Consider the following 20028-nt stretch of genomic DNA (forward strand, 5'->3'; position numbering starts at 1 on the left):
GAATATCTACCTTACTTTTCAACAATAACAGTTCTATTTTAATCCCCCATTCTGAAAAAAGGCGGTAAGTCCTAATTCACCCAACCTGAATCGGGCGCAGCTGCCAGCTGCCATCACCAGCAAGATGCAGCTCCGTATCGTGCTGCGCAAACAGGGTCGAACGGTGACCAACACTGACGATACTTACCTGCGGCAGTTCCCGCTTGATGAGTTCATACATCTGCTGCTCGCGCGGCTCATCAAGAGCCGAGCTCGCCTCGTCAAGGAAAATCCAATCTGGTCTGACCAGCAGGATCCGGGCAAATGCCAATCGCTGCTGTTCGCCCAAGGACAAGATGCGGCTCCAATCATCCACATCATCCAGACGATCGGCAAATTTCGCCAGACCTACCAGTGTCAATACCTGCTGCAGACGCGCTGAGTCCTCCTCAGCAGTCAACGGATAGTATAGCGCACGACGCAGACTGCCAAGTGGCAGATAGGGACGCTGCGGCAGGAATAAAGCACGGCTGCCAGCGGGCAACGATACTTCGCCCTGGCCATAGGGCCAGATGCCGGCCAACGTGCGCAGCAGTGTACTCTTGCCGCAGCCCGAAGCTCCCGTCACCAACGCACGGCTGCCAGCTGGCAGCGACAACGTGCAGTCACGCAGCAGCACGCGTTCATCCGGCAGCTGCACCTGCAGGTCTGTAAGTGAGAGCTCCTGCGCAACCTGCTCACCACGGCTTACGCCGTTCTCGATCTCGCCGACTTCCTCTATATGCCCCGTAAAGCCGACCAGACGGCGGATTACAGCCAGCAGCTGTGCGATGGTATCATAGGACTCGACAAAGTACGACAGCGCATCCTGCACACGGCCAAAAGCAGTTACGGTCTGCATCAAGCCGCCCAAGGCCATACCGCCAGCAAAATACTGCGGCGCTGCCAGCACCAGCGGCACGATGACCGCCAGTTGCGCGTAACCATTGACATAGAAGTTAAGGATCTTCGTCTGGCGCATCAGCTGCCAATAATTGCTGATAACATGCGTAAACCGTTCCTTGAAACCAGTTTTCTCTGACCGCTCGCCACGATAGAATGCCACGCTCTCACTGTTCTCACGCATGCGCATCATGTTGAAACGAAAATCTGCCTCATAGCGCTGCTGATCGAAATTCAAGCGGATAAGCTTGCGCCCCGCAATATGCGCACCGACCGTACCAAGGGCCGAATAAACCAACGAGAACCAGAACATATAGCCATAGATGACAAACTCATGACTGCCGACAGGAACCGTAAAAGCCCCCGACAGATTCCAGAGCACGACGCCAAAAGCAGCCAGTGTCGTCATCTGCTTAAGGAAACCAATCAAAAGCTGTAAGGTAAGCAGCACAAACTGATTGATATCCTCGCTGATTCGCTGATCAGGGTTATCGGTATCGCTCTTCAAGACCTGCAGACGATAATAAGCCTGCTCATGCAGCCATTTGGTCAGATAGTTATCGGTCAGCCAGGTTCGCCACTTGATCTGCACCATCTGACGCAAATAGATGGCATAGACGGCAATGAGGATATGCAGCGACGCCAACCCCATGAACTCGCCAATCAAAGGCAAAAACAGATTTTCCTGATACTGCTGCAAGGCATTATAGAATTCATTGTACCAGCTGTTTATGCAGACCAGCAGATACACATCGAAAAAGTTCAAACCGATAACAAAGGCCAGCAGCCCCCTAGCCTGCCATTTATGTTCAGAGTTCCAATACCCGCGGAACAAGCGCCAAAAGTCGCGCAGAAATCTTCTTTTCACACCGATCACATCCTATCTAGTAATACGTCAAGAGACCGTTGCATTTTAGTATAGACGTTTCTCCAGTTTCCCGCAAGGCTTGATTATGGTAGAATAGAGATGGTTTCACGCCGTGATAACAGGAGGTTTATGACACGATGATCCTATATATATTGAGCGCCGCAGCTCTTATCCTGCTGGTTCTGCTCTACCGCTGCCTGCCAAATAAAAAGATTTTCTACTGGTTCTGTCTGACGCTGGCCGTTGCTGGCGGCATCGTCTATTTCCTCTGGCCAGCCAAAGAGCCTGCCCCCGCCGTCATGAGCGAGGAGGAAATAAACTACCATCTTGAGCAACAGCAGATCTTTGCCACCTGGTATGCTGGCTATCAGCGTGATATCAGCGAGCTCGACCGCAACTGGCAATGGTACCATCAGATCCTCGAGAACTTCAAGCAAGACAATATCAGCATCCAGACGACCTATGTCCGGCTCAAACAGCTTGACCAGGACAGCCAGCAGCTGCGCGACCGCATCAGTCACAATGCACCGCCAGTCACACTGAATGACGGCTGCTACGACCTGCTGATTGAAGTCATGAAAAAGACAACAAACTATGCTGACGCACAGTACCGCACCATCGCGCTCACCAAGGCAGCTGCTGATCCAGCCAACCTGCGCTCCAACGACCAGGCAGAACAGAGCCGCATGCTCCAATCCATCATGATCCGCGAATCACCAGCTGGTCTCTACACTGCCAAGGAAATCGCAGCCATCCGCGACTACCTCGATGTCCAGGAAAACCAGCAGCCCGACAAAAAACAATAAGCAAATCAAAAGCCCTTTCCACACAACGGAAAGGGCTTATATTTCATGCAGTTTTTCAATGCACTGCACGTGCTAAAGCTGCGCGGCGTTTAGCCCGCAGATAATACCAGACCATCGGCAGCACCAGCATCGGGATGCCGGCAAACAGGGCTTCCTGCAGCTCTGGCGTAAAAATCATGACCACCAGACAGAAGACCTGTGCCCAGATACCAAACAGCGTAACATACGGAAACAGCGGCGTCTTATAACGCAACGTGCCAACCTTGCCCTCAGCCATCAGCTGCTTGCGGAAGCGGTACTGGCTCCAGCAGATGGAAATCCAGGCAATCGCACCGGTAAAGCCCGAAACTGCCAGCAGATACGTGTAGATCACAGAATCTGGATTGAACGCATAGAGCAAGATGACTGCCCAGCAGGCGCAAATCGAAACGACAATGGCGCGTGACGGCATCCCGTTGTCATTAAGCTTGCCAAAGGATTTCGGGGCCATGTCGAGCTTGGCCAGCGCATGCATCGCCCGCGCCGCACCATAAAGGCCCGAATTCGAGCAGGAGATGGCCGCCGTCAAGATGACAAAGGCGAAAAACGCGCCAAAGCCCGTAAAGCCATACTGATTGACCGCCGCAGCAAACACGCTTTCCTCCAGCGTCGCCTTATCCCATGGCAAGATGGAAATCAACAGCAGGATTGGAATGATGTAAAGTGCGATGATGCGCCAGGTTACATTGCGCACCGCCGTCGGAATGCTCTTGGCCGGATCCTTGCACTCACCAGCCGCCAAGCCGATGATTTCCGTTCCCTGGAAGTTGACCAGGATGATGACCATCGTCAGCACGATGGCCCAATAGCCATTCGGGGCAAAACCACCGCTACCCAGGAGCACGCTGGTACCGATATAGCCCTGATCGCCAATGAGACCGAAACAGATAAGCCCCGCCACGATGCTGAAGGCCACGAGAGCAACGATCTTGATGAGTGCCAGCCACGACTCGCTCTCGCCGAACTTATCGACATGAAACAGATTGATACAGGTCACAATCAGACTGAAGAGCACTGCCCACCATAACTGACTGACCATCGGCAAAAAACTATTCATGATGATTCCCGCGGCAATCATCTCTGAGGGAACATAGGCGACCCAGGTGATCCAATAGGCCCAGCCTACGCCGCATGCCCAGGTTGAAGAGATATGCTCCTGCGCATAATTGACAAACGACCCCGATATCGGCTTTTCCACCGCGAGCTCTGCGAGGCAGAGCATCACGCAAAGCACGATGAGACCACCTAAAAGATATGCCAGTATCGATGCTGGCCCGGCCTTTTCGAGGACATACCCCGTACCGAGGAAGTAGCCACTGCCGATGACTCCGCCCAGCGAAATCAGCTGCAAGTGCCTGTTCTTCAACCCTCTGTTCATTTTCGATTCGTTCATGACCTTACTAACACAACCTTCCCAGTGCCGCTGCCTGTCTGTGATTTGTATAGCATCTGCCATCCGCGGCACTTCATTTATTAATATCCTAAGAATACTACAAACACCTGCGAATTACTATAGTTTTCCAAAATAAATTTCCCGTTCCGCCAGCACAGATATTACGCTATAATAAGACATGACAATTCCTGCAAAGAGGTGCAATCCATGAACGCATACCGGACAATCCAAGAGACCGATGACTCCATCGAGACCCTCTACGAAATACAGAAATCAAAATTCATCACGCATCTGCGTCACGTCGACAATGAAGAAGATGCCCGGGCCTTTATCCAGGCAATGAAAAAGAAATACTTCGATGCCCGTCACAACTGCTCAGCCTATGTACTCGGTGAAAGCGCCGACAAGCAGAAATCAAACGACGACGGCGAGCCCGGCGGCACCGCTGGCAATCCGATACTCGAGGCCATCAAGAAGAATGAACTCACGAATGTCGTTGTCGTCGTCACACGCTACTTCGGCGGCATCAAGCTCGGTGCTGGCGGTCTTATCCGTGCCTACAGCCACGCAGCCGTTCTCGGCATCGAAGCTGCCACGGTACTCGCAATGACACCCTTTTGCCAGCTCGATGTCAGCGTCGGCTACGACCTTTTAGCAACGATCGAACACTGGATGCGCCAGAACAGCATCCGCAGCCTTGAAGCTGACTATGCCGACAACGTCATCCTGCACCTGCTCATCGAACCGGCTAATCTCGACGCCGTACAGGCCACACTTACCGACCTCACAGCAGGCCGCGTCCTCCTCACGGCAGGAGATGAACAGCTTATCGCCATACCAATATCCTAAAACTGCAACTCAAACAAGAAGAGGCGTTGCCCGCAATGTGTGGGCAACGCCTCTCGTCATTCATAACATCTTATCCTGCTGAGCAGTCAACGCCTTATCATCAGCCAGACCATACATAGCCTGTGCCTCTGGGCTGATGCTGACCGAATACGCTTCACCAAAGGCATGGACACTGGCCACTTCCTTGATCTTGTCGTCTACAGTCCTCAGCCGCTCACTCAGATTGCTGATTTCCTCCGCATAAACATCCGCGTCAATGCGATCAAGCTCCGCAATCTGTGAACGATAATTGAATCTCTGTGCTCTGAGTGTCTCCAACGTGCCATCGTCTCCCGATGGATTGGCGGCACCAGCCTTTCCCATGAGATAGGGCGAAATCCGATCCGTGGGATTATAGAGCACATTGGGAATCGATACGATTTCCATATACTCACCTCATTCCTATTTATACCCCTACCTTTATTATAACGAAAAAAAAGGCCCGATAAAATAGGCCTTTTTTCCTCAACATTCAATAATTATCAGATAATTCTCTCACCGTGATAAACCTCGCCATCGATATCCGGCTTGACGCCATAATCGATGGCCCACTCGCATTTATATTTGATAGCCTGCGCATGGATGCTCTCCATGCGGTCCTGCGTGCGCACCACCTTGCCCGGCACACCGACCACCAGCGAATTCGGCGGGATCACATCATTTTCCCTGACCAGGGCCCCGGCCGCAATGATGGAGCCGCGGCCAATCTTAGCTCCGGTCAGCACCGTCGCATTCATGCCAATGAGCACATGATCCTCAATCTCGCAGCCATGCACCACAGCACCGTGGCCAATGGTCACATAATCGCCGATGATGCACGGATACTCATCAGCGACATGCAGGCAGACGAGATCCTGGACATTCGAGCACTCGCCGACCGAAATGTAGTTCACATCGCCGCGTGCTACCACACCAGGCCAAAGGCTCGCGAATCTTGCCACGCGCACATCACCGGCCACAAACACCTGTGGTGCGATAAACGCCTCTTCATCAATCTGCGGGCGGATGCCCTTGAACACATTATCCTTCAGCGTATACATGGAAACACTCCTTTGACCGGTCAAAATAAAAGAGCCTCGCTTTTGTCCTCAACGTGCGAAGCCCTTTTATACAAGGAACGCTTTCTTCGACTACAGCCCTTGCCAACCGTAATCGAGAAAAAGATTATGAGTGGGATGCAGCTCATACGTCCGCCTATCCCTCGCGTTTATCATATCACTGACGCAAGGAAAAAGCAAGCGGTTTCTATCTTTTTTATTCGTCTTTATTCTTCTTCTATCTTCTTTAGGCGTTAGAACAATTTCCCGCGGACATTGCCTGTGAACAGTTCAATCTCATGGATGAACTCTTTCCACGACTCAGGCATCTCCTTGCCACGCAGCGTATAGCTGCCGCTGTTCTCCGTGCCATCATGCCAGATGAGTTTCCACTCAACCTGTGGCAGATAATCATCGGCAATCGTATCCGACTGACCGCAGAACATCGCCGCCTGCTCAGCAATGCGCTCCAACAGCAGCGGCACATTGCGGGCCGAATCAAAGGCATGGCGCTCCGTACCCAAGCCCTGCTTATGACGCGTGAACACCACCAGATGCTTGCCACGATTGATGATGAGTTTCTCTATGAGTTGAATCCGCTTCTGTTTCGGCAGATAGATGCTGCCACCGCTGTTCTCGATCGTGTCCTGCAAGATAAGTGATACCTGCTCGAGCTGACGCACCTTATGGATTTTCACCCCGGGAATACGATTCATGAGATCGACAAATGCTGCCCAGCTGCCAGGATATGCCTGGTCGCCAACGATACGGCGCATGCCGATCTTCGTATCCTTGAACGCCAGCCGCCACAGATGATGCTGCTCCGGCGGTGTCTCCGGCTGATAGCTCGCCCGCCAGGACTCCAAATGCAGTTTCTCCAGATGACGCAGCCAGCGGCGGCCACCCTCCAGCACCTGCATATCCGTCGCCTCTGCCTCGTCTCCATGCCCGACACGATAATACAGCTGACGCTCTTTCACGAGCAATTCCACTTTCAGCGGATACTCTTCCATCTCAAAAGTCAGTTTTTCCAGCAATCCTACCTTTGCCTCCCATCATCCCTAAAATTCATTCTATATTACATCATACGCATCGGAACTGGTTCCGTCAAGCAAAAAGCCTTCCACTTATAGGAAGGCTTTCCGCTTATACCAGAACTATCTTTTCAGACTTGCGCCATTGCTGGCAATCACATCTTTATACCACCAGAATGATTTCTTGCGGTAGCGCGCCAGCGTGCCTGAACCGTCGTCATGGCGATCGACGTAGATGAAACCATAGCGTTTGGCCAGCTGTGCTGTCGATGAACTGACAAGGTCAATGCATCCCCAGGTCGTATAGCCCATGACTGGCACGCCATCTTCGATGGCTTCGCCGACCTGCACGAGATGGTCATTCAAATACGCGATGCGGTAATCGTCGTTGACCGTCTTGCCCCCCTTGCCATCATCAACGAGCTCGTCTTTCGCCCCGAGCCCGTTCTCGACGATGAACAACGGCTTCTGCCAGCGGTTATAGAAACGGTTGAGCACGAAGCGCAGGCCCTGCGGGTCGATCTGCCAGCCCCATTCGGATTCCTTGAGATACGGATTGCGCTTGCCGCCCATGAGGTTGCCTGCGCCTTTCTCCGCCTCCGCATCGGCCGACTCGCAGATGCTCACATAGTAGCTGAACGAGATGAAATCGACGGTATTCTCCTTCATGAGCGCCAGTTCCTCCGGCGTCGTCTTGATCTCGATGCCATTTTCACGGAAATAACGTTTCATGTAGCCTGGATATTCGCCGCGTGCATGCATATCGCCAAAGAAATCGTTGAGATTGTTGGCCAGCATCGTCTTGATGATGTCATCAGGATTCGGCGTCAGCGGATACGTCGGCATCGACAGGATCATGCAGCCGATCTTGGCCTCAGGCATCATCTCATGCCCAATTTTCGTCGCCAAAGCCGAGGCCACGAGCTCATGATGGCAGGCCTGATAGAGGTCTGACAGACTGAGCTCTTCCCGCGGCGTCATGATGCCGCCGCTCATCAAGGGAGCGTGCAAGATCGAGTTGATTTCGTTGAAGGTCAGCCAGTATTTCACCTTATCTTTATACCGCGCGAATATCGTGCGTACATAGCGCTCATAGAAGCCGATGAGATCGTGGCTTATCCAGCCATTGTATTCCTTTGCCAGATGCAGCGGCGTCTCATAATGGGAAATCGTCACGAGAGGTTCGATGCCATATTTATGGCACTCGTCAAACAGGTCATCGTAGAATTGCAGGCCCTTTTCGTTGGGCTCTGCATCATCGCCATGCGGATAGATGCGGCTCCAGGCAATCGAGGTGCGGAACACCTTGAACCCCATCTCGGCAAAGAGCTTCACATCCTCCTTGTAGCGATGATAGAAGTCGATGCCGACAAGTTTCATATTGTCGGCGGTCGGCTCGGCCGTCGGCGCCCCCTTGATGCCGCGCGGCATGATATCCTGGATATCGATGCCCTTGCCATCTTCGTTGTACGCACCTTCGCACTGATTGGCAGCTACCGCGCCGCCCCATAGAAAATCCTTAGGAAAAGCCATTGTACAAAACTCCTTTAAGCGATCACCGTCAGAAGATTCTCTTCTTCTTTGATTTCCTGCCCCGTGACCGTGACGATATCCATATACTGATCCGTATTCGTGACGAGCACCGGCGTCGTGACATCATAGCCAGCTGCGCGGATGGCTGCCGCATCGAATTCGATAAGGGTCTGGCCAGCCTTCACATGCTCGCCCTGCTTGACCCTGGCCGTAAAATGCTTGCCCTCGAGCTTGACCGTATCCATGCCGATATGGATCAAAATCTCCGTGCCCTTATCGGTGATAAGGCCAATCGCATGCGCCGTCGGGAACAGCGTCATGACCGTGCAGTCGGCCGGAGCGACCACGCGACCATCCGACGGGTCGATGGCGATGCCCTTGCCGAGGACGCCCGTGGCGAACGCCTCGTCAGCCACATCTTCCAAAGCAACCAGCGAACCAGCCAGCGGTGCCTTGATGACCTCACGCTCCGCCGTCCGGCCGTCTTTTTCCTCGATGACCGTCAGTTTTTCCGCTGCCTCAGCCGGCTTGGCATCCTTATAGAGGACTGCCGTGACGATAAGGCCAAAGGCAAACGAGACAGCCGAGGCGATCATGCCGCCATACATGCCGGCCAGGTCTCCCGTCTTCGTGTCGATGAAGGTCGGATAGCCGAAGATGCCAAGACCGCCAAACATGAACAGCTTGACCGACAGCAGGGCCATCAGCGCACCGCCGATAGCACCACCGATGCAGGAAATGATGAAGTATTTCTTGCGCGGCAGCGTGACACCGTAGATGCAAGGCTCCGTTACACCAAAGATACCCGAGATGAACGCCGGCAGCGAGATGCTTTTGAGTTTTGTATCCTTCGTGCGCAGGAAGATACCGAGAACAACACCAATCTGTGCAAAGGAGCAGCCAAAGTACGTGACAACGAGCGGATCGAAGCCGTATACCGTGATGTTGTTGATCATGATGGGGATAAGGCCCCAGTGCAGGCCGAACATGACGAACACCTGCCAGAATGCGCCGATGAACAGGCCAGCGATAGCCGGGCTGACGTTGTAGATAGCCATGGCAGCCGCGCCGACAATCTGACCGGCCCAGGTAGCGAGCGGTCCGATGACCAGGAACGTAATCGGCACGACGATGAGGATCGTAAAGAACGGCGTCAGGAAATTCTTGAGCATCGTCGGCATGGCCTTGGCCACCAGGCGCTCAACCTTCGAGCCAAACCAGAGCGCCACCACGATGGGGATGACGCTTGACGCATAATTCATCAGGATGACCGGCAGCCCCAGGAACTCCATATGGATAGCCGAATGGAAAATCGAGCCATCGAACAACGTATAGAGCGTATCGCCCTTCATGATAGCCGATACCGTCGGATAGACGAGTGACGCACCAACAGCCATCCCCGTGAATTCATTCATATTGAATTTGCGGGCCGCCGTGAGTCCCAAGAAGATTGGCAGGAAGTAGAAGAACATATCGCCGAGGATATTGAGCATCTGCGCCGTGCCGCTCTTGGCCGCCACGATACCTGTGGCCGTCAAGAGAGCCGTGAATCCTTTTATCATACCGGTTGCGACCAGTACGCTGAGCACCGGCGTGAAGATGCCCGAAATCAAGTCGATGAAACGATCGACAAGGCCGAGATCCTTCTGCTCGTCTTCCTCGTCGCCAGCCTGCGGCATGCTGCCTTTGATGCCGCTGACCTCCATGATGGTGTCGTAGACATCGCCGACCTCGTTGCCGATGACCACTTGATACTGGCCGCCGCTCTGGATGACCGTCACGACGCCGTCCATCCCCTTGAGGATGTCCGTATCTGCCTTGTTTTCCTCTTTGAGCTTGAAGCGCAAGCGCGTGATGCAGTGCGCCAGCGAGATCACATTTTCCTCACCGCCAACATGTTTGACGATGTCTCTTGCGAGAGCCTCATACTTTTTCATGATTGTTTGCCTCCAAAATTATATAACTTTGAAGGTTTGGCCAACTTAATGTCACCATCCATACTTACTGACTCCTTAGCGATGCTGCTGCGCCATCCACTGGAACAGCTTGACCGTCTTGCCATCCACCGTATCCTGGCACTGGTCATTGTAGACATAGATCCAGGACCAGTGGCCCATGTACTCATAGGGTGTTCCATCGGCTTTCTTGTACAGACCCGTCTGAACGACGACGTTGTCAAAGAAGCTGAAATGGACATCGGCTCCAGCCTTCTTGAGTCGTTCCACAGTAGGTACTGCATAGTCCTTGGGCGGCAGCACCGTGTCGGTCTTGGCCGCCGTGAACCAGATTGGCGTCTTGGCGATATTCTTGATGTCCTTATTGGAAATCAGGCTGTCCTTGAGACCCTCGCAGGTCGGGAATGCTGCGGCAAAAAACCCCGGATTGTCGCGGACGAGCAGCATGGTCATATAGCCACCGTTGGAATCGCCGCCCACATAGATGCGGTTCGCATCCACATTGGGGTGCTTGGCCACATAAGCCTTGATGCATTCCATCAACGACTCAGAATAGATGGACGTGCCATCGGCAAAGCCCTTATAGCCGTGCATCCAATAGGTTCTGGCCTGCGGAGCCAGCACATAAGCACCGCCGAAGTATTTCTGGATGGATTCATCGGCGAACTGGGTGGCCTTGTTGCCCATGATCGGCAGGGACGGAGAATTGCCGCCCTCGCCCATGCCATGGAGCCAGATAATCAAGGGCTTTTTCTCATCCTTGTTCTTCAGTTCCGGCTCATAGCTGGCATAGGGGAAGGAATTCCACACAACCAGCTCATGGTTGTAGTGGAATTTATCAGCCTGCGGGCGGATATCCCCTTGATTGTTGTCCACCACCAGCTTGTTGCCATCGGTGATGGTATAGTGAGGCTTTACCCAGTTGTTCAGCATGGTATGCAGGTCGAAGTTTAGCGCCGCCCCCAGCGTGTCCGTGGGACTTACGGCCATTTCCAAGGTCACATATCCGCCACTTTCCACGGGATTGCCATCAGCATCCGAAACATAGGCTTTCGTTACCTGACGGTCGCCTTCCAGATCCTTGTCCGAGGTGGATTCCGCACCTAAAGAAATCGTCGCCCCCTGCTTTTCCCGCATAGCTTCGGCAGGCGTGATGGCCCCTTCGGCCAATTCCCGGCGCACATGTACCTTGAAGGTCCCGGTATTCACTTCACTGGCCTTGACCGTTCTGCCCAGATTCACGATGACCTTGGACACGGATGGCCCCCAGTCAAAGGTTTCCGTCACGGTCTTATAGGACGGCTGCTGTGCCGGCACCGCCGCCAGCGTATCCGGCGTACCGAAGGTAAACACGCCTGCGGCCATGACGCCGCAAAGGCTAAGACGAATCATCTGGCGAAGCTGTTTTCTAGTCATATCTTTATCCCCCTCATGCAAATCGTTACTCAGCGTTTCAAGACTGGCACAGCGTATTTTGCCGTGCGGGCATCCTTGATGACACCCTTCCAGTTGAGGCCATAGGCAAAGTCATAGCTGTGGCCTTCGCTGTCCGTATAGCACTCCATGTCCCGCGGAACATCTTCCAGCTGTTTCTCCACCGTCACCATGTCTTTCGGCTGCTGCATCGGCAGCAGGCCCTGCGGCTCTGACTTGCCCGTCAAGATGTCGAAGTAAGCGGCATCGCTGACGCCATAGCCGACGACGATGGCATCGGAGAGCGGCTCAACCTCGCTGAAGATCATGGGCTTTAGCGCATGGACCATCGTGATGACCGGCATCTTCTTGCCGGATCTTGCCGCACACTCATGGGCACGCTGGTATTTCTTCTGCACCATCGCTTCCATCTCTTCATCCACATCGTCTTGCGGCGGATTCACTCCACTGAACATCCGCTGCGCAAAGAATTTCAGATGAGTCACAAAGCGGTAGTACGGCAGGGAATCCTTGTCGAACTCGATGCCACAGGTCCGCCGCACGATATTGGAAATCTCTTCGATAAGCCGCAGGATCTTGTCAGCCATGGGCTGCTTTAGGTCGAGCTGAGCATCAATGAGATGCATGGCGATGAATCCAGCCTCATCCTCAGGCATATCGACGTCAAACTGCGCGTCAATCATCATCACAGCTTTCTCCGCCAGGGCAAATTCCTGCGGATAGAAGCGCCGTGTCTCCCAAATATACCACGCCCCATAGCCACGACCTCGCAGCCATCCTCGTCACTGGTCACAATCACATTGTTGTTCAGTATCTTCTTAATCAGCACGTCAAATTCCCCCAAAATTCCTGCGCCAGACAAAACAAAAAAGGCAAAACAGTATAGCAATCCCCTTGCTAAATCTGTCTTGCCTTATCCATACCTATCATAAATGATCCCTCCAAAAATAACACGCGTATTTTCGAAGGTTTGGCCAACTTAATGTCACCATCCATACCACGGTCAAGAAATACGAAATAATCTCAAACTAGAAATAAGTATAACACAGGCAGCTATGCTTGTCAAAATTTATCCTAGAATAATTCTCAAGCCGCTGCTCAGCGGAATTTATTCGGCCGCGGATGAAACAGATGCCAGCCATAATGCAGCGCACTGAGCCGCAAGCCGACCACTACGGCAAAGCAGAGCCAGGCCATCCCCAGAAGGCCGATATACGGATAGAGCAGGCACGAGATGAGCGCGCCAACCAGCGATGCCGTCGCATAGATGTCCTTATAGAGCACCACCGGCATACGCTGGGCCATAATGTCGCGCAGGATGCCGCCGCCCACTGCCGTGATGATGCCCAGCAATACCGGCAGCAGATACGGATTGCCGTTTTCATGTGCCAATCCTGTCAGCATGCCCGTAATCGTGAACGATGCCAGCCCAATCGTATCACAGATATTGTAGAGCCATATGATATGGCGCTTGCCACGATGCGATACCCAGCCAGCCGAATACAGCCAGCTGACCAGCGCTGCAGTCACCATCGCGAGTACAAAATCCGTGATATTACAAAGCGCGACCGGCGGCGTAATGCCAGCCAGCACATCGCGCACCATACCGCCGCCCACTGCCGTGAGCAAAGCCAGTACGATGACCCCGAATACATCCATGCGCTTCTCGATAGCCACCATCGCCCCCGATACAGCAAACGCAATAGTGCCCATGATATCAAAAATCTCCCAAGTCAAACTCTCCAAAATCCTGCCATCCTCTCGCTTTTATCTCCCCACTATCGTACCGCAGCGGCTCCGCCGCCGTCAATACAGCCGGCAACTCTGCTGGTAAAAAACCGAAATATTCCTTGCGCTCTGTTGCTTTCGCAGCAGGATTTCATCCCTTTTTAACGAATACGTAAATATGCTTGTTAGGAAACGGTCACTAGACAAATTGAAAGAGGGATACGTATGGGATTAAAACAAAAATTCATGATACTATCTGGTATCATGGGCCTGCTGATGGCAGCGGTCTCAATCATCGGTTACTTCATGGCCAGCAGCGATCTGCAAAAAAGCGTCGACAGTGAGCTGCGGGCCACCGTTTCGCGTGAAGCCATGACACTTGACGGCTGGCTGCGCGAGAAACGCGCTTTTGGCGAGGCCACGACAAACTATATGACCAGCCTCAACGGCAATTATGATGTCATGCATCAAAAGGAGACGCTTGGTACGACCATTACCGATAAGGAAATCCTCGAAATGACCGGCGGCACCGAAGACGGCTGGTGGATGGGGTTCTACACCGGCGACAAAACTGGCAAGCGCGACCCGCGCGAACGCCCCTGGTATAAAGAGGCCAAAGCACAGGACAAAGTGCTGTTCACCGAGGCTTATGTAGACGCCAGTACCGGCAAGCTTGTCGTATCGGTAGCTGCACCGGTCAAGGCTGACGGCAAGTTCATCGGCGCAACCTGCGTCGATATCGCCTTGGATGCCATAACCGAGCAGGCCAACAAGATGAAATATCATGGCGAAGGCGCCGGCATCATCATGGAAAAGAATGGCAACATTCTCGCCACCTCTGGCGCTGGCGAGCAAATGAAGAGCTTCAAAGATATCGACGGTCTTGGCAGCCATTTCGACGAAATGGTCAAGAACGGCGAGGGGTATTTCGAAGCGACGATCAATGGCGAGTCAAAAGTCTTTGCCTACCAGACCGTGCCCTCCACCGGTTGGATCATGGGCATTTCGGTGCCGACTTCCTTCGTCTTTGCCTCGCTTAGCCACCTGCGGCTGGTATTTGGCATCCTTACCATCATCGGTTTGCTGCTGGTCTCTCTGATCTGCCGCAGCTTCGCCCTGCGCATCACCGAGCCTGTGAGCAAGCTCGAATCTCATGCCTCGCAGATGGCCGAAGGCAATCTGGCCATCGATGCCCTGCCGATAGAGTCTGCTGATGAAATCGGCTCGCTGACAAAAGCCTTCAACACCATGAGCAGCAATCTGCGCAAGCTCATCGCTCAGATGGCAACAACAAGCGAGCAGGTCGCAGCTTCGTCGGAGGAGCTCACAGCCAACGCGCAGCAATCGGCTGACGCCTCCGTGCATGTAGCGGAAACCGTCGGCGAAGTTTCCATCAGTATGGAAAAGCAGCTTAGCGATATCGACGGTGCTAAGAAGAACGTCGACGAAGTCTACGCCGATGTCTCTGCTATGGCGGATAAAGCCCGCACCGTCACTGAAACCTCCAACCAGACAGCTGAAGCTGCCCAGAAGGGATCACAGCTCATGGAAAACGCCGTGAAACGCATGGGCAATATCGAGCAAAGCGTCATGGCCTCGGCAGAAGTCGTCCAGAAACTCGGCGAGAACAGCAACCAGATTGGCCAGATTGTCGAGGCCATCTCCTCGATTGCCGAGCAGACCAACCTGCTGTCGCTCAACGCCGCCATTGAAGCTGCACGCGCAGGCGAGCATGGTCGCGGCTTTGCCGTCGTCGCAGAAGAGGTACGCAAGCTGGCTTCCGAGTCGCAGGAATCAGCAGAGCAGATCAAGGCACGCATCGCCTCCATCCAGAATGATACCTACGAAGCTGTCAAAGCCATGCAGAACGGCAAGGACGAAGTCCAGTCCGGCACGATGGCCATCCGCGAAGTCGGCGAGCAGTTCGAAGGCATCCTCACGATGGTCAACGGTATCAAGACCCAGATGGATGAGATCAACCGCTCGGTAGAAACCGTTGCCCAGGGCACCGGCAACATCGTCAACGCTGTCGACTCCATCGACACCATCAGCCGCAAGACCTCGGAGAATACCCAGACCATATCGGCAGCCACCGAAGAGCAATCCGCCTCGAACGAAGAGATTGCCGCTGCCTCCCAGGCCTTGGCGCATATGGCTACTGACATGCAGACAGCCATCGGCAGATTCAAGATCTGATATGGCCTTCCATCAATGACAGAAACGGGCAATCCCCTAGGGATTGCCCGTTTTTTGTACCCACAATCCGCTCAGCTGCGGAAAGCATACAGGAACACAGCCAGTAGCACCAGCCCCAGTCCCAGCGATATCCCGCACAGTTTCACCTCAACCGGCGAAAGATCCGTCCATTCTGCATTCTGCTGGACAAGTTCCGGATGTTCTTCATAACTGCTGGCTTCTATCGCTGCAGTTCTATTCTTGATGGCAAAATCACTCATGATATCTCATCCTTTCTATTTACGAACCAACTACCGGCGGCAGGATGCCATGGTAGAACAGATACGAAATGCCAAGGCCTACCCAGAGGATAAAGCCGAATAGCGCGATGGCATAGACACCGACGATGCGGCCAAGTCCTTCGGCCCAAAGCTTGCGCACATTGGTAATGAGGCCGATGGAGAAGAAGCAAAGACCAAAGAAGATACTGCGCAAGAGGTTTGCCTGTCCGGCACCAGCCCCAGCGGCTTTTACGATATCGGGATTCGTGATCCCCCAGAGGAACACACCACCAAATACCACGAGAAAACCAATCAGGAATTTCGGGAAACGGTCGCCAATCTCGCGGAAGGAAACCTTGTAGGATTTGCCTTCGCTGCGTTTGGTGCCGATCTGATAGACAGACCAGACAACAGCCAGCACGAAGGCCCAAATACCGATAAACACATCGATGAACACCTTCGCCGTGGTGGCCGCCATCAGCGTCCAGCCCTCCTGATAGTTCACGCCATACTCAGCCAAGGCTTTAGCGCGGATCAGCGAATCGGTGATGGCCCCAGAAGCAATGGCACCGCCATCACTCTTGACGGCCAGTCCCATCCAGGCGCCAGCCACCAGCGGATCATCCGCAAAAAACGTGGTGGCAATCCACGGCAGGATCAATAGCTCCACCGCTACGAATACGATAATGACCGAAGAAAGCACCGTCGGCACGATTGCTCTGGCCCGGATGGCACTGCCCGTGGCAATCGCAGCGGCCACACCGCAGATGGAAATGCCAGAAGCCATCGGTGCCGCCCATTCCGGCGTAAACTTGAAGACCTTGCGGGCAATGATATAGACCACCGGCCAATAAATCAGATAAGCCTCCACCACCGCGCAGATACCGCGGAAGATAACGGTACTCGCCAGCCCCATCGCACCGACTGTCTTTATGGCAATTGTCATGCCTAAGATAACGATACCCGTTTTGATATACCACTCCGGCTTGGCAGCTGTGGACAGGAAAGCCGCAGCCTTCGGAAAGAAATTCCCAATGATAAGGCCAAGCACCAAGGCAATGACAAAGCCCAGCTCACCGAGCCCCAATGACCAGCTGATACCAAACTTCTCCAGATTGTTCGGCGTAGCTGCCAGATACGCAAAGTTTCCCGCAGTATTAGCAGCCACTGTTACCCAATAGAGAATCGTAAAACCAGCCACAAAGCGCTTGACCGAACTTCCCATGAAGTACGCTCCCGCCGTCGTAAGGATGAGCAGGAACAAATATGTCGCCAGCATGGAGCCAAAGCCTCCGAGGAAAGCAAATTCCTTGGAATTCGGGACCACGGCCTTGCCGATATCCGACCAGACATTGTACTTGGCGACCCATCCCAAAAGGTCAACACCTGCTGCCTGTCCTGCCCCCAAGGCAACGATCAAAAGCCCCAGCCATACGGCCCACCAATCTTCACTCTTGAAAAATCCCGGTTTCTGTACGAGCAGTTCATGTGGTTCTGCTGTCATACCAATCCACTCCTTTCTTACGAGCCCTATCCTTGACGAATAATAAAGATGATTGCTGATAGAAACAAAAAAGAGGTTCCAAGGACAGCCTCCAGCCCAAAGCTTTGCTGTCCTTGGAACCTCCAATTTTTTTGGTCAGTTCCTATCGTTGCTGATACTATATCATACCATGCATATATAGTCAATATGTTTTTTTATCTTTTCTCCTGCAACGACTGCCGCAGCGCGGCAATGCCGCGGATATCATCCGGCGTCGTGCGGCAACAGCCGCCAATGAGCCGCGCACCAGCCTCATACCACTGACGCACGAATTCATGATATGGCGTCGCACTGCCATGCCAGGTCTTCGTCACCGCATCGTAAGTCTCTCCCGTATTCGGGTAAACGACCACTGGCTTATCCGTCTGCTCCCGGATACGGCGGATAAGTCCTGCCACATGCTGCGGCGCCGTACAGTTGATGCCGATAGCCGCAACCTGTGACTGCTTATCGAGAAAACGCGCACAATCCGCTATATCATCCCCGCCACAAGTATGCACCTCATCACGGCACGAGAAAGAAATCCAGGCCCCCGCCGCAGGATAACGCTGTAAATCCGCCAGGATTGCCTCGGCCTCAGAGAAAAGCGGCAAAGTCTCACAGGCCAGGATATCCGGCGCGGCCGCGACGAGGATAGCGAGCCGTTCGGCATGAAAATCCGCCAGCTCGGCACGGCTGGCTGAGTAGTCGCCACGGTACTCCGAGCCATCTGCCAAATACGCACCATATGGACCAACAGAGGCTGCGACTAGCGGACGCGGCCGCTGTCCCGCCTTCGCATTCGCCTGCCAATAATCATCACGGGCTTCCTGTACCAAGCGCACCGATCGCGTGATGAGCGCCTTGGCCTGCTCACGCGTAAAGCCCTTCTTCTCAAAGCCCTCAACAGTCGCCTGATAACTCGCACTCGTGGAAATATCGGCACCGGCTGCATAGTAGTCATGATGTACAGCTCGCACGAGCTCCGGCTGCTCAAAGAGCGCCTTGGCAGACCAGAGTTCATCATTCGTATCAAAGCCGCGCCGCGCCAGCTCCGTGCCAAAGGCACCATCCAGCACGATGAGTGGATATTCCTGCAAATATTCTGCTATCGTATTCATGGTTATCCTCCCGCTGCCGTCTTACTGCAGCAATTCCTGCGGTGGTTCCTTACCAAACCATTTCTGGTAGATCTCACGGAACTTGCCATTTTTCTTGATGGTTGCCAGGCCATCGTTCAACTTCTGCAATACCTCCGTATTGCCCTTGAGTACCGCAATGCCGAGATCTTCCTGCGTCAAAGCAACCTCAGCCACGCGGACATTCTTGTTGTTCGTATGGCTCACATAATATTCATTCGTAGGGATGTCGTTGATGACGGCATCCACCCCGCCATTCTGCACTTCAAGGAAGGCCTCATTGATGGCATTGAACACGCGGACATCTGCCCCTGGAACCTTGCGGGCCGCTTCCTCGCCCGTCGAACCAATCGATACACCAATCTTCTTGCCCTCAAGGTCTTTCGCCGTCTTGATGGTATCGTTATCGGCCTTTACCACTACCCCCAGACCGGCAATGTAATAGCGTTCTGTGAAATCTACATTCTTCTTGCGCTCATCGGTAATGGTGATATCGTTGATTGCCACGTCGATATCCTTCGACTGCAGCGCGGGAATCAAGCCATCGAATGCGCGATTACTGATAGACACATCAAAGCCCTCAACCTCGCCGATTGCCTTGATGATGTCCACGTCAAAGCCAACATAGTCATTTGACGCAGAATCCTGCGCCCCAAACGGCGGATAGCTCGCATCCATGCCGACTTTGAGCACCGGCCTTTGCCCCTGTTCCCCCGAGCTCGCTGCCTGCTGGTCATTCGCGCAGCCACTAAATACCGCCGCCGCAGCAAACACAATCGTAAGCATCAAAAGGATAGTTTTTCTCATACAGTGTACCTCCATAGCTACATATAGTGCAACATTGTTACGTTAAAAGAAGTATACATCCTTATACATACTATGTCAATATGTTTTGTAAATACATTATCATATTAACTCTGCAAATTGCAGTTTGTCTGTTAGTGCGTGCGGAACGGAATCCCGATAGTACGCAGCTCGGGGTTCACGGGGTAGTACTTTTTCTGTTTCCGCTGAATGGACCGTACGACCAGAACTACGGACTTAGTTACCTGCTCCCGTCACCAGGTCGCGACGTACACATCTAAGTCTAGCTTATGCGCTTACGGCCCAGTCCTGCTGCGCAGGACAGTCGCTCCAGACAGAAAGAAGCACTACCCCGTTCGCCCCTTTGGTAACGGAAATCTGAGATTGTACGAATCGTTTCTCCCGTAACAAGCACATCGATGTAATTCGTGACCTATCGCCGGAACAGCACAGGATTATCCCAACATAACG

18 protein-coding genes are annotated in these 20028 nt (G+C 53.4%); 3 read left to right on the plus strand and 15 right to left on the minus strand.

What is annotated here, in order from left to right; genetic code table 11:
- Window positions 1–76: 76 nt before the first annotated feature.
- Entirely contained in the window at window positions 77–1789 is a 1713-nt protein-coding gene (locus BM322_RS04325; protein WP_075428677.1) for an ABC transporter ATP-binding protein/permease, read from the minus strand.
- A gap of 137 nt (window positions 1790–1926) precedes the next feature.
- On the opposite strand from BM322_RS04325, the gene BM322_RS04330 reads away from it, so the two are divergent.
- Window positions 1927–2595: a hypothetical protein gene (locus tag BM322_RS04330; protein ID WP_075428678.1), complete on the plus strand. Its 669-nt coding sequence runs from the start codon at window positions 1927–1929 to the stop codon at window positions 2593–2595.
- A gap of 55 nt (window positions 2596–2650) precedes the next feature.
- On the opposite strand, the gene BM322_RS04335 is transcribed toward BM322_RS04330, so the two are convergent.
- Window positions 2651–4027: an amino acid permease gene (locus tag BM322_RS04335; RefSeq protein WP_177220817.1), complete on the minus strand. Its 1377-nt coding sequence runs from the start codon at window positions 4025–4027 to the stop codon at window positions 2651–2653.
- A gap of 207 nt (window positions 4028–4234) precedes the next feature.
- On the opposite strand from BM322_RS04335, the gene BM322_RS04340 reads away from it, so the two are divergent.
- A complete protein-coding gene (locus BM322_RS04340; protein ID WP_075428679.1) occupies window positions 4235–4876 on the plus strand; it encodes a YigZ family protein in 642 nt (213 codons plus the stop codon).
- 60 nt (window positions 4877–4936) lie between these two features.
- Here the strand turns inward: BM322_RS04340 and BM322_RS04345 are convergent, their stop codons facing one another.
- The 9 genes from BM322_RS04345 to BM322_RS04390 all read right to left on the minus strand — a co-directional run bounded on the left by BM322_RS04345 (window position 4937) and on the right by BM322_RS04390 (window position 13654).
- Window positions 4937–5302 (minus strand): hypothetical protein, encoded by a 366-nt coding sequence (locus tag BM322_RS04345; RefSeq protein WP_075428680.1) that lies wholly within the window; start codon window positions 5300–5302, stop codon window positions 4937–4939.
- 95 nt (window positions 5303–5397) lie between these two features.
- Window positions 5398–5955, minus strand: a complete 558-nt coding sequence (locus BM322_RS04350; RefSeq protein ID WP_075428681.1) for a gamma carbonic anhydrase family protein — start codon at window positions 5953–5955, stop codon at window positions 5398–5400.
- Window positions 5956–6206: 251 nt separating this feature from the next.
- Entirely contained in the window at window positions 6207–6989 is a 783-nt protein-coding gene (locus tag BM322_RS04355; RefSeq protein ID WP_075428682.1) for a hypothetical protein, read from the minus strand.
- A 120-nt stretch (window positions 6990–7109) separates the two neighbouring features.
- The gene (locus tag BM322_RS04360; RefSeq protein ID WP_075428683.1) at window positions 7110–8519 is read right to left on the minus strand and encodes a glycoside hydrolase family 1 protein; all 1410 of its coding nucleotides are present in this window, start codon (window positions 8517–8519) and stop codon (window positions 7110–7112) included.
- 14 nt (window positions 8520–8533) lie between these two features.
- Entirely contained in the window at window positions 8534–10456 is a 1923-nt protein-coding gene (locus BM322_RS04365; RefSeq protein WP_075428684.1) for a beta-glucoside-specific PTS transporter subunit IIABC, read from the minus strand.
- A 75-nt stretch (window positions 10457–10531) separates the two neighbouring features.
- Window positions 10532–11890: a prolyl oligopeptidase family serine peptidase gene (locus BM322_RS04370; protein ID WP_075428685.1), complete on the minus strand. Its 1359-nt coding sequence runs from the start codon at window positions 11888–11890 to the stop codon at window positions 10532–10534.
- A 29-nt stretch (window positions 11891–11919) separates the two neighbouring features.
- On the minus strand, window positions 11920–12651 hold the full coding sequence (locus BM322_RS13665) for a PRD domain-containing protein (protein ID WP_407047825.1): 732 nt from the start codon (window positions 12649–12651) through the stop codon (window positions 11920–11922).
- Window positions 12594–12737 (minus strand): CAT RNA binding domain-containing protein, encoded by a 144-nt coding sequence (locus BM322_RS13855; protein ID WP_218154603.1) that lies wholly within the window; start codon window positions 12735–12737, stop codon window positions 12594–12596. The genes BM322_RS13665 and BM322_RS13855 overlap by 58 nt, the downstream gene beginning before the upstream one ends.
- 269 nt (window positions 12738–13006) lie before the next feature.
- Window positions 13007–13654, minus strand: coding sequence for a trimeric intracellular cation channel family protein (locus tag BM322_RS04390; protein WP_318254527.1), 648 nt, complete (start codon window positions 13652–13654; stop codon window positions 13007–13009).
- Between the two features lie 207 nt (window positions 13655–13861).
- On the opposite strand from BM322_RS04390, the gene BM322_RS04395 reads away from it, so the two are divergent.
- On the plus strand, window positions 13862–15832 hold the full coding sequence (locus BM322_RS04395; protein WP_075428686.1) for a methyl-accepting chemotaxis protein: 1971 nt from the start codon (window positions 13862–13864) through the stop codon (window positions 15830–15832).
- 71 nt (window positions 15833–15903) lie between these two features.
- On the opposite strand, the gene BM322_RS04400 is transcribed toward BM322_RS04395, so the two are convergent.
- The 4 genes from BM322_RS04400 to BM322_RS04415 form a co-directional block, all read right to left on the minus strand.
- A complete protein-coding gene (locus BM322_RS04400) occupies window positions 15904–16092 on the minus strand; it encodes a hypothetical protein (protein ID WP_075428687.1) in 189 nt (62 codons plus the stop codon).
- Window positions 16093–16111: 19 nt separating this feature from the next.
- A complete protein-coding gene (locus BM322_RS04405; protein ID WP_075428688.1) occupies window positions 16112–17596 on the minus strand; it encodes a putative sulfate exporter family transporter in 1485 nt (494 codons plus the stop codon).
- 194 nt (window positions 17597–17790) lie between these two features.
- On the minus strand, window positions 17791–18735 hold the full coding sequence (gene mmuM / locus BM322_RS04410) for a homocysteine S-methyltransferase (protein WP_075428689.1): 945 nt from the start codon (window positions 18733–18735) through the stop codon (window positions 17791–17793).
- Window positions 18736–18756: 21 nt separating this feature from the next.
- Entirely contained in the window at window positions 18757–19560 is an 804-nt protein-coding gene (locus BM322_RS04415; protein ID WP_075428690.1) for a basic amino acid ABC transporter substrate-binding protein, read from the minus strand.
- Between the last annotated feature and the right edge of the window lie 468 nt (window positions 19561–20028).

It is taken from the genome of Selenomonas sp. GACV-9 (assembly GCA_900116485.1).
Taxonomy (GTDB): domain Bacteria; phylum Bacillota; class Negativicutes; order Selenomonadales; family Selenomonadaceae; genus Selenomonas_A; species Selenomonas_A ruminantium_G.